This window comes from Sphingomonas sp. P4_G3 (genome assembly GCF_056401105.1).
This window is the reverse complement of record NZ_JBFUJZ010000014.1, coordinates 47,854-62,810: the sequence shown is the minus strand read 5'-3', so window position 1 is coordinate 62,810 and position 14,957 is coordinate 47,854. Positions and strand designations below refer to the sequence as shown.

18 protein-coding genes are annotated in these 14,957 nt (G+C 66.5%); 6 read left to right on the top strand and 12 right to left on the bottom strand.

Translation table 11 applies throughout. From position 1 onward, the window contains the following. Nucleotides 1–150: 150 nt before the first annotated feature. Together AC1DQQ_RS21455 and AC1DQQ_RS21450 are read right to left on the bottom strand one after the other, a co-directional pair. Nucleotides 151–834, bottom strand: a complete 684-nt coding sequence (locus AC1DQQ_RS21455) for a PilZ domain-containing protein (protein WP_478042405.1) — start codon at nt 832–834, stop codon at nt 151–153. Nucleotides 835–999: 165 nt separating this feature from the next. Next, nucleotides 1,000–1,479 (bottom strand): TlpA family protein disulfide reductase, encoded by a 480-nt coding sequence (locus AC1DQQ_RS21450; RefSeq protein ID WP_478046708.1) that lies wholly within the window; start codon nt 1,477–1,479, stop codon nt 1,000–1,002. 139 nt (nt 1,480–1,618) lie between these two features. On the opposite strand from AC1DQQ_RS21450, the gene argH reads away from it, so the two are divergent. The 6 genes from argH to AC1DQQ_RS21420 are packed head-to-tail and all read left to right on the top strand — an operon-like array spanning nt 1,619 to nt 7,307. After that, on the top strand, nt 1,619–3,031 hold the full coding sequence (argH, locus tag AC1DQQ_RS21445) for an argininosuccinate lyase (RefSeq protein ID WP_478046717.1): 1,413 nt from the start codon (nt 1,619–1,621) through the stop codon (nt 3,029–3,031). Beyond that, nucleotides 3,028–3,267, top strand: coding sequence for a hypothetical protein (locus AC1DQQ_RS21440; RefSeq protein ID WP_478032921.1), 240 nt, complete (start codon nt 3,028–3,030; stop codon nt 3,265–3,267). Before argH ends, AC1DQQ_RS21440 begins: the two co-directional genes overlap by 4 nt. A 6-nt stretch (nt 3,268–3,273) precedes the next feature. Then, nucleotides 3,274–4,545: a diaminopimelate decarboxylase gene (lysA, locus tag AC1DQQ_RS21435; RefSeq protein WP_478046707.1), complete on the top strand. Its 1,272-nt coding sequence runs from the start codon at nt 3,274–3,276 to the stop codon at nt 4,543–4,545. Continuing rightward, complete coding sequence (locus AC1DQQ_RS21430) at nt 4,542–5,300, top strand: precorrin-2 dehydrogenase/sirohydrochlorin ferrochelatase family protein (RefSeq protein WP_478046706.1); 759 nt, start codon at nt 4,542–4,544, stop codon at nt 5,298–5,300. The genes lysA and AC1DQQ_RS21430 overlap by 4 nt, the downstream gene beginning before the upstream one ends. Beyond that, on the top strand, nt 5,297–6,253 hold the full coding sequence (locus tag AC1DQQ_RS21425) for a CorA family divalent cation transporter (RefSeq protein WP_478046705.1): 957 nt from the start codon (nt 5,297–5,299) through the stop codon (nt 6,251–6,253). The genes AC1DQQ_RS21430 and AC1DQQ_RS21425 overlap by 4 nt, the downstream gene beginning before the upstream one ends. Before the next feature lie 19 nt (nt 6,254–6,272). Then, nucleotides 6,273–7,307 carry a D-cysteine desulfhydrase family protein gene (locus tag AC1DQQ_RS21420; RefSeq protein WP_478046704.1) on the top strand — a complete coding sequence of 345 codons (1,035 nt, stop codon included), beginning with the start codon at nt 6,273–6,275 and terminating at the stop codon, nt 7,305–7,307. Between the two features lie 232 nt (nt 7,308–7,539). Here the strand turns inward: AC1DQQ_RS21420 and AC1DQQ_RS21415 are convergent, their stop codons facing one another. The 10 genes from AC1DQQ_RS21415 to AC1DQQ_RS21370 form a co-directional block, all read right to left on the bottom strand. Continuing rightward, complete coding sequence (locus AC1DQQ_RS21415; RefSeq protein WP_478046703.1) at nt 7,540–8,100, bottom strand: response regulator; 561 nt, start codon at nt 8,098–8,100, stop codon at nt 7,540–7,542. 85 nt (nt 8,101–8,185) lie between these two features. Continuing rightward, nucleotides 8,186–8,587: a flagellar export chaperone FliS gene (gene fliS / locus AC1DQQ_RS21410; RefSeq protein ID WP_478032931.1), complete on the bottom strand. Its 402-nt coding sequence runs from the start codon at nt 8,585–8,587 to the stop codon at nt 8,186–8,188. Then, nucleotides 8,587–10,098, bottom strand: coding sequence for a flagellar filament capping protein FliD (fliD, locus tag AC1DQQ_RS21405; RefSeq protein WP_478046702.1), 1,512 nt, complete (start codon nt 10,096–10,098; stop codon nt 8,587–8,589). Before fliD ends, fliS begins: the two co-directional genes overlap by 1 nt. Before the next feature lie 64 nt (nt 10,099–10,162). Then, a complete protein-coding gene (locus AC1DQQ_RS21400) occupies nt 10,163–11,290 on the bottom strand; it encodes an EscU/YscU/HrcU family type III secretion system export apparatus switch protein (RefSeq protein WP_478032934.1) in 1,128 nt (375 codons plus the stop codon). After that, a complete protein-coding gene (fliR, locus tag AC1DQQ_RS21395; protein WP_478032936.1) occupies nt 11,290–12,063 on the bottom strand; it encodes a flagellar biosynthetic protein FliR in 774 nt (257 codons plus the stop codon). The genes AC1DQQ_RS21400 and fliR overlap by 1 nt, the downstream gene beginning before the upstream one ends. A 4-nt stretch (nt 12,064–12,067) precedes the next feature. Continuing rightward, entirely contained in the window at nt 12,068–12,337 is a 270-nt protein-coding gene (fliQ, locus tag AC1DQQ_RS21390; protein ID WP_066812386.1) for a flagellar biosynthesis protein FliQ, read from the bottom strand. 190 nt (nt 12,338–12,527) lie between these two features. Then, on the bottom strand, nt 12,528–13,373 hold the full coding sequence (gene fliP, locus AC1DQQ_RS21385) for a flagellar type III secretion system pore protein FliP (RefSeq protein ID WP_478032943.1): 846 nt from the start codon (nt 13,371–13,373) through the stop codon (nt 12,528–12,530). Nucleotides 13,374–13,459: 86 nt separating this feature from the next. Further along, nucleotides 13,460–13,723, bottom strand: coding sequence for a flagellar biosynthetic protein FliO (locus AC1DQQ_RS21380; protein ID WP_066588835.1), 264 nt, complete (start codon nt 13,721–13,723; stop codon nt 13,460–13,462). Continuing rightward, nucleotides 13,723–14,013 carry a flagellar motor switch protein FliN gene (gene fliN / locus AC1DQQ_RS21375; protein WP_066588837.1) on the bottom strand — a complete coding sequence of 97 codons (291 nt, stop codon included), beginning with the start codon at nt 14,011–14,013 and terminating at the stop codon, nt 13,723–13,725. Before fliN ends, AC1DQQ_RS21380 begins: the two co-directional genes overlap by 1 nt. Continuing rightward, entirely contained in the window at nt 14,010–14,951 is a 942-nt protein-coding gene (locus AC1DQQ_RS21370; protein ID WP_478032938.1) for a flagellar motor switch protein FliM, read from the bottom strand. Before AC1DQQ_RS21370 ends, fliN begins: the two co-directional genes overlap by 4 nt. Between the last annotated feature and the right edge of the window lie 6 nt (nt 14,952–14,957).

The window sequence follows — 14,957 nt, the reverse complement described above, 5'->3', positions numbered from 1 at the left end:
GTCGTGCCGGGTGTAGGCCCCTCCCCTKMAGGGGWGGGGTTGGGGTGGGGCCTGTCCACGGGCGACAAGCTCGGTGAGACTGATACGCCCCACCCCCAACCCCTCCCCTGAAGGGGAGGGGCTAGAAGGTCTAATGATCCGCCCGCGCCTTCACGCCTCCGGCTTGCGCAACAGCCTGTCCCGCAACGCTTCGAGATTGACCCCGGCGATCGCGGCGGCGCGGTCCTTCGCCTTCAGGATGGCGGAGAGCTGGTTCAATATCTGGCAGGCATTGTCGAACCGCTGGAGCGCCTCGCCATGGCGTTGCAGTAGCGCCATGTCGCCGATCAGATCCCCGGCCACGTCATCCAGCATCCTTTGGACATGATCGAGCTCCTCGGCGACGCGTGCTTCGGGATCGGTGATGAGTTCGGCGGACCTGGCAGCCGGCACGTCCTCATCGAGGATATCGCGGCCGCCGCGAATCGCGGCCTGGATCTGATCGACTCGCGATTGCCCCTGACCGAAGATCGCCGCCGGCGCGCGGCGACCGGCAACCCATTCGTCGACCGACGCGGCGCCTTCGAACTGGATTCCGCAGCGCCCCTCCGCTCGCCAGGCCACGACACCGCGCATTTCGACCTCGAGACGCTGCAGGATGACCGACGCGCCGGGCTCGGGCAGCGCGTGACCGTCGACCATCGCGCCCTTTTCGGACAGATTACGGATCCTGACCGGCGCGGTCACGCCTCCCGAACGGATGGTCGCGGTCAGCAACAGGTTCTTGCGCGGCGCGCGAGCGCGAGCCGACGCGCCGGGATCGCCGGCCGCTCCGCCCTGATCCTGGTCACTCATGCCGATCGATTCCGTCGCGACCAGTCGGACGGCCCGCAATGGCAATCGGGCGCCTCAATATTCGCCATCTCCACCATATCCGTAGGTGCTACAGCAAAGTATGACGGTCGGCGATAGCGCGCACCCACTCCTATGGACAAGCTGTGCACAGCGCACGCGAACCCGCTATTTCGCCTCGGCCAGCAGGTCCTGCGCAGTCGGGCTGGTCCAGTCCATCCCGCCGATCATCCGCCACACTTCCTTGCCCGACGAATCGTAGAGGATCGTCGTCGGCAGGCTGGGATTGCCGAACGCCGCCGACATGTGCAGCTCCTTGTCGGTATAGGCCTTGACCGATTTGAGCCCCGCTTTGGCGAGATAGGGATCGACCGCGGCCTTGCCGTCCAGATCCTGGCTGACCGTCACCACCTGCACCTTGCCCTCGCCCGCGACCTTGTCGAGCGTCGGCATCTCGGCCTTGCACGGCCCGCACCAGGTCGCCCACAGATTGAGCAGCACCGGCTTGCCGGCGAAACTGGCCAAGGTCAGCGCCTTGCCGTCGGGACCAATGAAGCCGGCATCGGGCGCGGCCTCTCCCTTATGGTCGCGGACCAGCTTGCCGATCACGTCGACACCCGTATCGGGCGCCGAGGGCGCGGGCGTCATGTTCGACGCTTCGTCGAGCGTCGGCAGCGCCGCGCTGTCGTTCGCTTGCCCCTTGGGAGTGGACGGCCTATCGCAGCCGCCGATCAAAGCGGTGGCCGCGAGGAGAAGAACGATAGAGCGCAAACAGACCTCGAACGCGATGTGGGGCGGTCGGTTCGCTGAGGGACCGGCGGCGGTGATGCGCGAGATAAATGCCTCGATACCGTTCGACAAGCGTTTGTGGCGTCAGGACATCGCCGGATCGAAGGCGCATGTCGCGATGCTCGGCGCGCAAGGCATCTTGAAAGCCGACGATGTCGCGACGATCGCCAAGGGGCTCGACGCGGTCGCCGAGGATTATGCCCGCGACGGCGTGCCCGACGATCTCGCGCTCGAGGACATCCATATGCTGACCGAGGCGCGGCTGGCCGAGAAAGTCGGGCCGGTCGCCGGGCGGCTGCACACCGCGCGCTCGCGCAATGATCAGGTCGCGACCGATTTCCGGCTGTGGGTGCGCGACGCGATCGATCAGGTCGCCGCCGCCCTGGGCGAATTGCAGGACGCGCTGATCGCGCGCGCCGAGGAGCATGCCGAGGCGGTGATGCCCGGCTTCACCCATCTTCAGTCGGCGCAACCCGTGACGCTGGGCCATCATCTGATGGCCTATCACGACATGATCGCGCGCGACCGCAGCCGCTTCGCCGACAATCGCGCGCGGATGAACCGCTCTCCGCTCGGCGCCGCCGCGCTCGCCGGCACCAGCTTCCCGCTCGACCGCGATGCCACGGCAAAGGCGCTCGGGTTCGACGGCCCGACGACCAATTCGCTCGATTCGGTCAGCGACCGCGACTTCGCGCTCGATTATCTGATGGCGGCGACGCAATGCTCGCTGCACCTGAGCCGCCTGGCCGAGGAATTCGTGATCTGGGCGTCGCAGCCGTTCGGCTTCGTCGCCATGTCCGACCAATGGTCGACCGGCAGCTCGATCATGCCGCAAAAGCGCAATCCAGACGCCGCCGAACTGGTGCGCGGCCATGCCGGGCGGATCATGGGCTGCATGACCGCTCTGTGCGTGACGATGAAGGGCCTGCCGCTGGCCTATTCGAAGGACATGCAGGACGACAAACCCCCGGTGTTCGAGGCGCACGACCTGCTCGCTTTGTCGATCGCGGCGATGACCGGCATGGTCGAGAGCGCGACGTTCCGCACCGACCGCATGCGCGGCCTCGCCGAATCGGGCTTCGCCACCGCGACCGATCTCGCCGACTGGCTGGTGCGCGAAGCCGGCCTGCCGTTCCGCGAGGCGCACCACGTCACCGGCCGCGCGGTCAAAGCGGCGGAAGAGGCGCACGTCGCGCTCGATCAATTACCCGTCGAAACATTGAAAGCGATCGATGCGCGAATCGACGAACGCGTCTATGATGTGCTGAGCGTCGATGCGTCGGTCGCGAGCCGCACCAGTGCTGGCGGCACCGCGCCGATACGGGTACGGGAGGCCATCGCGGCCGCGAAAGCGGTACGCGCAAACGAGGGCGCGGCGGCAAAGGCGGCGCGCACGGGAGAAAAGACGTGAAACGGTTTGTCATCCTCGGCCTGGTTCTCGCGCTGTCGGCATGCGGTGCCGCGCGCGATTTGAAACCGGTCGCGGGCAAGGCGTTGCCGGTCGCACCTTATGGCGCCACCGCCACTCCGACGCCGAACCAGCTCCTCACCGCCTCGATCCAGGCGCGCCCCGCACGCAGCGACGACTTGCTGACCAGTTCGCAGGAGCGCCAAGGCAACGAATTCGATCTCCCCCCCGCCAACTGAGTTTTCATGGACGATTTCAACCTGAAGAACGGCGAGCTCTACGCCGAAGACGTCCCCATGGCGCGCATCGCCGCCGAGGTGGGGACTCCCGTCTATATCTATTCGCGCCGCACCTTCGAGCGGCACGCGCATGCGTTTCGCGACGGCCTGAAAAACCTGCCGCGGGTCCATCTCGCTTATGCGATCAAGGCCAATCCCAATCTCGCGGTGCTCCGCGTGATGGCCAATGCCGGTTATGGCGCCGACGTCGTATCGGGCGGCGAGCTCGAACGTGCGCTGGCCGCCGGCGTGCCMGCGCGGGATATCGTCTTCTCGGGCGTGGGCAAGACTCGCGGCGAGCTGGCGCAGGGGCTCGACCGCGGCATTGGTCAGTTCAACCTCGAGCTCGAAGCCGAAGGCGTCGCGCTGTCGGAAATCGCCGCCGCGCGCGGAATCAAGGCGCCATGCGTGCTGCGGGTCAATCCCGACGTCGATGCCGGGACGCACGCCAAGATCTCGACCGGCAAGGCGGACAACAAGTTCGGCGTCGCGATCGCCGACGCGCCCGCTATCTATGATCGGCTGTCGAAGCTTCCCGGCCTCGAATTGCGCGGTGTCGCCTCGCATATCGGCAGCCAATTGCTCAGTGTTGCGCCGATGGAAGCGACCTATCGCCGCATCGGCCAGCTCGTCGCCGATCTGCGCGCCGCCGGCCACCGCATCGATCGCGTCGATCTCGGCGGCGGGCTGGGCGTCGCCTATCGCGCCGAGGACAAACCTGAGAGCCCCGCCGCTTATGGCGAGATGGTCGCGCGCGTCACCCGCGACTGGGACGTCGAACTGATGTTCGAACCGGGCCGGGTCATCGCCGGCAATGCCGGTGTGCTGCTGACCCAGGTGATCTGGGTGAAGCCCTCGCCGACCAATCCCTGGGTGATCGTCGACGCCGCGATGAACGACCTCGCGCGCCCGGCGCTGTACGATGCCTGGCACGATTTCGTCGCGGTGAAGCCGAGCGGCGCGCGGTTCGTCGCCAATATCGCCGGTCCGGTGTGCGAAAGCGGCGACACCTTCGCCAAGGCGCGCGATATCGACCGGGTGAAGGAAGGCGACCTCGCCATCTTCCGCACCGCCGGCGCCTATGGCGCGACGATGGCATCGACCTATAACAGCCGCGCCTTGGTGCCCGAGGTCATGGTCGACGGCGACCGCTACGCCGTGGTCGCCGAACGCATCCCGGCCTATCGCGTGATGTCCGAAGAACATGTCCCCGACTGGCTCGGGACGGTTGCCGCGTGACCTTGTACAGCCTGCCGGTCTTCCTCCGGCTGGCGGGGCGGCCGGTGATGCTGATCGGCGAGGGCGACAGCGCGGACGCCAAACGCCGTCTGCTCGAGCGCGCCGGCGCGACGATCGTTGGCGAAAAAGATGACGCGGCGCTGGCAATCGTGGCGCTCGAGGACCCCGACGCGACGGTCGCGCGGCTCCAGGCGCGCGGCGTGCTGGTCAACGCGGTCGATCGGCCCGATCTGTGCGACTTCACGCTGCCGGCGATCGTCGACCGCTCGCCGGTGATCGTCGCGATCGGCACGGGCGGGGCGTCGGCGGGGCTGGCGGCGGCGCTGCGTCAGCGGCTCGAATCACTGCTGCCGACGACGCTGGGTGGACTCGCCGACGCGCTATATGCGGTTCGCGCGCGGCTCAAGGCGTCGCTCCCCGATATGGATGCCCGCCGCCGCGCCTTGGCGCAGGCGCTGAGCGAAGGCGGTGCGCTCGATCCGCTGGCCGCCGATGCAGCCAGCGTCGATGCGTGGCACGGCGACCCATCGCGCCCGAGCGCAATCGAGGCGGTCCGCCTCTCCTCCCCCGACCCCGACGATCTCACCTTGCGCCAGGCGCGCTTGCTCGCCCAGGCCGATCGCGTGGTCCACACCCCCGACGTGCCGCCCGCGATCCTCGACCGCGCCCGCGCCGACGCACCGCGGATCGTTTCGGTTGCGCTGCCCGTTGATCCGGCAGAAGGGCTGACCGTGTTTGTGGAGATGGCGCGATGAGCGGCTTTGCCTATCATGTCGATGAGAGCGGCAAATCGACACGCTGCGAGATCAAGCAGGCGCTCGACATCGACCATGGCTTCGTCTGGGTCCACCTGACGACCAATAACGAGCACGCCCAGGCGTGGCTGACGAATGTCGCCAAGCTCGACGACTATCTGGTCGACGCGCTGACCGCGACCGAGACGCGCCCGCGCTGCGAGCAGTTCGGCGAAGGCGCGTTGCTCAACCTGCGCGGCCGGTCGGAGGACGAACTGATCTCGTCCGATCCGCTCGCCTCGGTCCGCATCTGGGCGATCGCCGGGCGAGTGATCTCGGTCACGCGCAAGACGCTCAACGCGATCAAAATGGTCGAACAGAGCGTCGAGGCCGGCCAGGTGCGCGATCCCGGCGACCTGATCACCGAATTCGCCACCGCGATCACCAGCGACCTCGACCCCGATGTCGCGCAATTGGGCGACGATCTCGACGAATGCGAGAGCTCGCTCGACAATGAGAAGATCTTCGAACTGCGCCGCACCGTCACCCGCGTTCGCGTCCAATCGATCGGCTATCGCCGTTTCCTTGCGCCGCAGCGCACGGCGATCGAAAAACTGAGCACGCTCCAGGTCGGCTGGCTGGGCGACGACGACCGCCTGCATCTGTCGGCCGCCGCCGATCGCGCGGCGCGCATGGCCGAGGAACTGGAGAGCATCCGCGAACGCTCGGCGCTGACGCATGAAGCGCTGACCGATCTGCGCGCCGAACAGATCGACCAACGCGCACTGATCATCTCGATCGTCGCGATGATCTTCCTGCCGCTGACGTTCCTGACCGGCCTGTACGGGATGAACGTCAAGGGGCTGTGGCTCGCCGACAAATCCTGGGCATTCGATGCGATCGTCGGGATCTGCGTGCTGACCGCGGTGAGCGTGACGACCTATTTCGTGCGCCGGCATTGGTTGCGAGGCTGAGGCACGACGGAGACGGCAGATGGTCGCAGAGATGAGAAGCCGGCTGGACGCATTCCCGCGGTTCCGGCTGCTCGACGGACCAACGCCGATCCAGCGGCTGGTTCGCCTGGAGCAAATACTCGGCACGGCGACGGGCGGGGCTCGTTTGTGGGTCAAGCGCGACGACGTCATGGGCGTCGGCGGTGGCGGCAACAAGCTCCGCAAGTTGGAATTCCTGATCGGCGAGGCGATCGCCCAGGGTTGCGACACGTTCATCACCACCGGCGGCTTGCAATCGAACCACGCACGGCAAAGCGCGGCCGCCGCGGCCCGCGCCGACCTCGCCTGCGAATTGATGCTGAGCGATGTCGTGCCGCGCCACGACGAAGCCTATCGGACGAGCGGCAATCTGCTGCTCGACGATCTGTTCGGTGCGACGGTCCATCGGCTGCCGGGCGAAGTGGATGCGCTGGCGACCGCGCAAGCGCGCGCCGAGGAACTCGCGCGCGACGGGCGCAAGGCCTATGTCGTTGGCAGTGGCGGGTCCTCGCCGCTCGGATGTCTGGGCTATGCCGTCTGCGCAGCGGAAATCCTCGAGGAAGAACAAGCCGCCGGCCGCCGCTTCGCGGCGATCGTCGTGCCGAACGGAAGTTCCGGCACCCATGCCGGCCTCGCGGCGGGGCTGAGCGCCGCGGGCGACGATCCACGCCGCATCCTGTCCTTCACGGTGCTGGCGCCGCTCGACAAGGCGATGGATGCGACGCGTCGTCTCGCCTCCGCGGCGCTCAGCCTGATCGCGCCGGACCGGACTCTGGCCGAGGACGCGATCCGCATCGACGCGTCACAGCGCGGTGAGGCCTATGGCATACCGACCGACGCAATGGTCGACGCGCTGCGGATCATGGCGCGCAGCGAAGGCATGCTGCTCGATCCCGTTTATAGCGGCAAGGCATTCGCCGGCGTGCTCGACGGCATGCGCACAGGTGCATGGCAGGACCGCGACGTGCTGTTCGTGATGACCGGCGGCACCCCCGGTCTGTTCGCCTATCGGGATGCTATCGCGAGTGACGACTGATCCAGTGGTACGCCGACATCGGGTTGCGGAATTGAGTCCAATTCCTCCCCAGCTGCGGGGGCTCGCCTTCTAGCCCTCTCCCGCTTGCGGGAGAGGGAGGGGCCCGCCGCGAAGCGGTGGGAGGGTGAGGGTCTTCTTTCTTCTTCTGTCTCGGCACACGCCTGGAAGAAGGAAGAAGACCCTCACCCAACCCTCTCCCGCAGGCGGGAGAGGGCTAATGCCTATCCGCTCGTTAGGCCCGCAGCCGCTCGACCTCGTCGTGCAGCGCCTGGAGCGAGACGATCAGCCGTTGGCGGTCGGCGCGGATGTCGGCGAGTTCGGCGCGGGCTTCGCCCAATTCCATCGCGCGCGCGGCGATCCGCGCATCGAGCGCGGCATTCGATCTTTTGAGGTCAGTAACACGGCGAGCGCGCGCAAGCGTGCGTTCGATCCGGGCGTGCAGCACGTCGAAATCGAACGGTTTGGCGACATGATCGTCGGCGCCGGCGGCGAGCGCCTGGACCGCCGCTGCGGGATCGCTGCGTCCGGTGACGACGATGACCGGCAAATCGACGGTTTCGAGGCGCGAGCGCAATTCGGTCAGCACCTGGAGTCCGCTCATCCCCGGCATCACCAGGTCGAGCAGGACGAGATCGAAGCCCCTTACGGCGATCAGGTCGAGCGCTTCCTCGCCACTATCGGCGAGCGCGGTCAGATAACCGAAATGCGTCAGCCGCTTGCCGATGACATTGAGATTGGTGCGGCTGTCGTCGACCACCAGGATCGTGCGTACGGGTCGGTGAAGTTCGGCCATCGGGTCCTTCCTTTGATCGCGACCCTAAGCTGGCGCCGGTCACGAAAGGGTTAATGGCGCGGCAACCAACTTGCCGGAGGGAGTATCAAGCTCGGCGGGCCTGAGCCCAGGCCTGGGCGATTTCCTCGAGGTTCGATGCGACTTCGAGGAACGGCTGCGCGTCGTGTCCCACGCTGGCATCGACGATCGCGTTGCGCGCGCCGCGATAGAGCCGCGCGAGCGTGTGCGAGACCTCGCCGCCCTTGTCGAAATCCAGCCCCGCCTCGAGCGCGAACAGGATCGCGGTAGCGCGCGTGATCTTCTCACCCTTCAGCGCGTAGTTCTGGTTTTCGGTGGCATGCGCGGCGACGCGGAGCGCGCGGACCAATTCCTCGTAGAGCAACTGGACCAGCGCTGGTCCGTCCGCTTCGCCGGTGCGGCCGACCAGGTCGATCTGGCGATAGGTCGCTTCGGGATCGCCGCGTAGCGCGGTTGCATAGCCGGCCATCAATTGTCGCCTTTCGCCCAGGCGTCGATCTGGCTCTTGAGGAACGCCTGGGTCGATTTATAGGCCGCGACCTTGGCGTTCATGCTGGCGAATTGCTGGGTCAGCCGGGTCTTCATCTGGTCCGACTGGTCGGACAGATCGTCCTTCGCCTTCGACACGTCCGACTGCTGCTGGGTATAGCGCGTCAGCGAGGCGCCGAGGCCGTACAGTGTGCTGGTCGAGGTCAGCGAAATGCCGTTCATCGCCGCGGTGATGCCGTCCGAGCTCGACGTCGAGAACGAGAACATCGCCTCGACCGACGCCGGATAATTGTTGAGCGCGTTGGTCACCGCCGCGTCGTCGACCGACAAGGTGCCGTCGCGGTTGGTCTTGATGCCGATCTCGCCCAGGGTTGTCGGCGTTCCGGCGGCCGCACCGGTAAGCAGCGAACGCGTCGTCAGCGAGCGCAGCGAATTGATCAGCCCGCGTGCCGCGGTATCGCTCTTGAGCGGCCCGTTCTGCGGGTCGATCTGGGTGTTGATCGTGTTCAGCACCTCATTGTAGCTGTCGACGAAGTCGGTGATCGCCTGTTTGAGGCCACTGGTCGGCGAGCTCGCGGTCAGCGACACCGCGACCGGGCTGGTGCCGGTCAGCTGCAGCTTCACCCCGTTGATCAGGTCGGTGACGGTGTTCGACGCGCGCTCGACCGACACGCCGTCGACGGTCAACTTGGCGTTTTGCGCGACCGACGACATCTTGGTGCCCGTCGCGCCGACGCCGACATTGAACTGGGCGAGGTTGCCGGTCGGATCGGTGGTCGCGGCGAGCGTGAAGGCCTGCGCCGTGCCGGTCGCGCCCTTGAGCGAGAGATAGGCCTTGCCGTCGACATCGGTGACGACCGAGGCGGTCACACCGGCCTTCTTGGCATTGATCGCGGCAGCGATTCCGTCGAGGCTCGAATCGGTCAGGTCGATCGTGACCGGCGTGCCGGCGCCGGCGGTGAAGCCGGTCATCTGGCTGCCGTCAGCCGAATAGGTCGCGCTGCCCAAGGTCAGCGTCAGCTGGCCCGATCCGATCACCGCGGTGCGGTCGGCGACCGCGACCTGGGTCGTCGCGACTTGCGCGCTGGCGAGCTGGCTGACGGTGATCGAGGAAGTCAGGCCGTTCAGCGCCGCGCCGGTCTGGGCGCTGGCGGTCAGCACATTGTTGTTCGAGCTTTGCGGCTGCGACTGCAAGGTACCGTTGGTGGTCAGCGTCTTGAGCGCGGTGGCGAATTGCTGGATCGTGCTCTTGAGCGTCGACACACCCGAAATCTGCGCGGTCAGCGCGTCGGCCTGGGCAGTCAGCGCATCGGTCTTGGTGGCGAATTGCGCCTGGACCAAAGAGGTGACGAGCGAGGCGGTATCGACGCCCGAACCGGTCGACAGCGAGTTGAACAGCGCCTGCGCGGCCGAACCCATCACGCTCGACGCCGATGGGCTCGGCGTAGGGCTTGGGGTCGGGGTGCTCGTCGTCGAGCTGGTCGTCACCATGATCGTTACTCCGCGCGCGTCAGATCATATAACGACCGGGGCGGAACGAAATTTAGGACTTTCCTCATTGTTTGACGCCGTTTTCGTCGAACCGCGCACTGGTCGGCACGTCGATCGCCGGCGGCACCGTGCCGGCGCGCTGATTGAGGCCGAACACGAAGGCGAGCACGGTAGCGACGGCGGGGTAGAGATCGTCGCGGATTTCCTGCCCTTCGCGGCTGGTATAATAGACCGCGCGCGCGAGCATCGGATATTCGAGGATCGGGATTTTCTCGTCGCCAGCGACATCGCGGATCGCCAGCGCGGTGGTGCCGCGCCCCTTGGCCACCACCACCGGCGCATTGTCGTTGACGCGATCGTAGCGCAGCGCGACCGAGAAGTGCGTCGGGTTGGTCAGGATGACGTCGGCGGTGGCGACCGCTTTGCGCACCGACCGCCGGCTCATCTCGCGCTGACGCTGGCGGAGATGCTGCTTGGCCTCGGGCGAGCCTTCGGTTTCCTTGTTCTCGTCGCGCACTTCCTGCTTGCTCATCCGGAGCTTGCCGAGCAGCCGGATGATCTGGATCGGCAGGTCGACGCCGGCGATCAGCACCAGCCCACCCGCCATCGTGAACAGGATCCACACGAACGTCCCGCCGAGATTGCCGACTACCCCGGCGACGTCGGACGAGGTCGACAGGCCCAAGGTCGGCTGCGCGGTCTTCCACATCAGCCAGGCGCCGATCGATCCGAGCAAGGCGACCTTGAGCAGCGACTTGCCGAGTTCGATCCAGCCGGTCGGACCGAAGATGCGTTTCAATCCCGACGCCGGGTTGACCCGCGAGAATTTGGGTTGGAGCAGGGTGCCATTGAAGCGGAACGACCCCAACGCCGCCTGGCTGAGCACCGCCGCGATCATCGCGATCAGGAACAGCCCGCCGACCGTCGGCGCGAAGCCGAGGCCGGCCTGGATCAGCGGCCGCATCGGCGACCAATCCTCGATATCGGCACGGCCGAAGCGGAAGCTCGCGGTCATCAGCCCTTCGCAGGCTTTGACCATTTGCGGCCCGAGCATCGCGATCCAGCCGCAACCGGCGAGCACGATCAACGCGGTGGCGAATTCGCGCGACTTGAGGACATCGCCACGCTCGATCGCGTCCTTGCGACGCTTGGCTGTTGGCGCTTCTGTCTTGTCGCCTTCGTACTCGGCCATCAGCCGAACACCAGGCTTTGCGTGGCATCGAGTCCTTCCTGGACGATGACCAGCATGTAATCACCCATCGCGGGCATCGCGAGCGCCAGCGCGACGACGCCGACCGCCAGGCTGGCGGGCAGGCCGATCGCGAACAGATTGAGGCTGGGCGCGGCGCGGCTGACCATGCCGACGATCATGTTGAGGCAGAGCAGCAGGAACCCGACGGGAAGCGCGAGCAGCAAGCCGGCGGCGAACGTGTAGCCGCCGAAGAACGCGATGTCCTTGAGCCGGTCGGGCGACAGCCAGGCGCCACCCGGGGGCAGCACGGTATAACTGCGCACCAGCATGTCGACGAGGACGAGGTGCCCGTTCACCGACAGGAACAACAAGGTCATCAGCACCGACAGGAAATTGCCCAAAGCCGGGGTCGAGCGGCCGTTCTGCGGATCGATCGCCGAGGCGAACCCGATCCCCATCGACGTGCCGATCACTTCGCTGGCAACCGCGGGGGCGGCGAACGCGATCTGCAGGATGAAGCCGATCGCGAGGCCGATCAGCGCTTCGGCCACCGCGCTCAGAATGGTGGCGATCGAAAAGATATCGGCGGGCGGGACGATCGGATGGACCGCCAGCACCAGCACGCCAATCGCGCCCGACAGCGCGACGCGCACCGGCAACGGCACCGCCACCGCGCCGAACACCGGCGCCGCGACGAACGCCGCGCCGATCCGGATCATCACGAAGAGCAGCGCCCATAGCTGCGCCTCGATATTCAGGCCGAGGCCGAGCATCCTTTTACCGCACCAGGTCGGGAATGCGCTGGAAGATATCGATCGTGAAGTCGGTCAACAGGCCCATGATCAGGCTGCCGAAGATCAGCAGCGACAGACCGACCACCGCCAGCTTGGGGACGAAGGTCAGCGTCTGTTCGTTGATCGACGTCGCCGCCTGGACCATGCCCAGGATCAGGCCCGCGAGCAACGCCGGGATCAGCACCGGGGCGGCGGCGAGCGCCAGCACCCACATCGTCTGATCGGCCACCCCGATGAAATAGTCGGCGTCCATCGTCAGTTGATCCAGTTCGAAACATCGTCACCCCAGCGAACGCTGGGGTCTTGTGCAGTCTTCTCCCCAACGAGATGCCAGCTTTCGCTGGCATGACGACGAGGGGAGAGCCACAACATCGGCCGGCGGCTCGGCATGGCGGGCAGCGGCGCGCGGAACGGGTTGGGCGCGGGCGGTGGACAGGCGGGCATCATGTCGCGAAACTCGATGCGAGGCTGCCCATCATCATCGCCCAGCCGTCAACCAGCACGAACAGCAATAATTTGAATGGCATCGAGATGATCGTCGGCGACATCATCATCATGCCCAAGGACATGAGCACGGTCGCGACCACCAGGTCGATAACGATGAACGGCAGGAAGATCAGGAAGCCGATCTGGAACGCGGTCTTCAATTCGCTGGTGACGAAGGCCGGCAGCAACACGGTGTAGGGCACGTCGACCGAGCTCTTGTACGGGCCCGAATGCGCCATGTCGGCGAACATCTTGAGGTCCTTCATCCGCGTCTGCTTGATCATGAAGGCATGGAGCGGCTGGCCGGCGCGCTGGATCATCTCGGTCCCGCCGATCTGGCCGGCGGAATAAGGCTGGATCGCCTGGGTGTTCATCTGGTTGATCGTCGGCGCCATCACGAACAGCGACAGGAACAGCGACAGGCCGATCAGCACCTGGTTGGGCGGCGTCTGTTGCAATCCCAGCGCCTGGCGCAGGATCGACAGCACGATGATGATCCGCGTGAAGCTGGTCATCATCAGCAGGATCCCGGGCAGGATCGTGAGCAGGCCCATGATGATGAGGACTTGCAGGCTGAGCGACAGCGGCGCCTTGCCAGCGCCATTGGTCGCGGCAGCCGCCCCCGGTCCGCCGAGCTGGCCGAGCGCGCGGTCGACGGCGTCGCCGATGCCGGGCTTGGCCGCGGCGGCCGGTGCCGAGGAAGCGGTGGTCGTCGCCGGCGCGGCGGGCGCGCTCTGAGCGAAGGACGGCATCGCAACGCTCAGCAAGGCGAGGAACGCGAGCAGGATCAGCGCCAGCTTCATCAGCTGGACATTCTTCGGGCGCGGCGCGGCGGGGACCGGCGCACGGAACAGCGAAGGGCCGTCTTGCTTCAGGCGGCGGATCGTCGTCACTTGGGCAGCCCCCCGGCCTTGTCGATCAGCTGGACGCCGCCGCGACCGACCGACACGAGCAATTTCTGCCCTTCGAACTCGATCACCGCGAGGCGCAGGCCCGGCGACAGCATCATCGTTTCCTGAACCTTGATCGTGCGGTTGGCCGGCTGGCCTGGCATCCGGCTCTCGAGCCGTCGCCACAGCCACAGACAGCCGACCATCAGACCGCAGACCAGCGGCAGCAGCACGAACAGCTTGAGGATATACGTCCAGAGCATCAGCCGCGCTTCTCTGGGCTGACCAGCTCGGTCAGACGGACGCCGAAGCGCTCGCCGACGGTGACGACTTCGCCACGGCCGATCAGCGTGCCGTTGACGAACACGTCGAGCAGCTCGTTGGCCTGGCGGTCGAGCTCGATCACCGAGCTTTCGCCCAGAGCGAGCAGTTCGCGGAGCGTCAGCCGGGTCTGGCCGATCTCCACCGTGAGCTTGACGTCGACATCCTGCAGCAGCCGGTAATTGGCGGCCATATTGGCGTCGACCGGGAAGGTCCCGGACAAATCGGTCATGCGAGTTCCTCGACATTGAGAGAGAGCGAATTGAGCTTGATCGCGGCGCGTCCATTGGACGTGCCGACGGTACCGGTGCCAAGGCGGCCATTGGCCACCATCACCGGCACGTCGGCGGCGACGCTGATCGGGATCACGTCGCCTTCCTTGAGTTCCATCAGCTTGGCGAGGCTGATCACCGGTTCGGCAAGCACCGAGCGGACCGGGAAAGTCACCGTCATCACGGCCTTGGCGAGACCATTCTGCCACGCCGGATCGGGCGCGGCGCCGAGCACCTTGCCATTCAGCGAGGGCGTGTACGGCTTGAGCGACTGCACCGGATAGACGATGTCGATGAAGATCGGCTTGCCGTGATGCTTGCCGATGCCGAACCGGGTGACGACCATCGGATCGTCGCCGTCGAGCCCGGCGACCATCGACGGATTGGCCTCGACCCGACCGGGCGAGAAGCTCACCTTGGCGAGCGGCTCCCACGATGTCGTCATCGGCTCGGCGACGATCGCGGCAAGGTGCCCGATCATCGCTTCCGCAGCGGGCGAGAATTCGCTCGGCATGTCGTGCGGCGCGGCGCCGGTGCCGCCGAAGAACATGTCGAGCAGTTCGAGCACGAACTTGCCGTCGACCACCAACAGCGCCTGGCCAGTGCCCGGCGTCATCGACAGCGGCACCCAGGCGGTCAGGCCGTCGGGGCGCTCGGCGCGGTAATCGGTGAAGCGCTGCACCACCAGCGGCTCCGCCCACAAGCGGACTTCCTGGCGCAACAACGGCTCGAACACGCCACGCAGGCTCCGCGCGAGACGAGCGGAGAGATGCTGCAGCGTGTGCAGATCGCCGAACGGATTCAGATTGGCGCCGCCCAGCGCGGGGGCGTGTGTCGCCGCCGCGCGAGGGCGTTCGCGCCGGTCCGTGTCGGATATGGATGACGAGCCGTTAACCATGCCCGG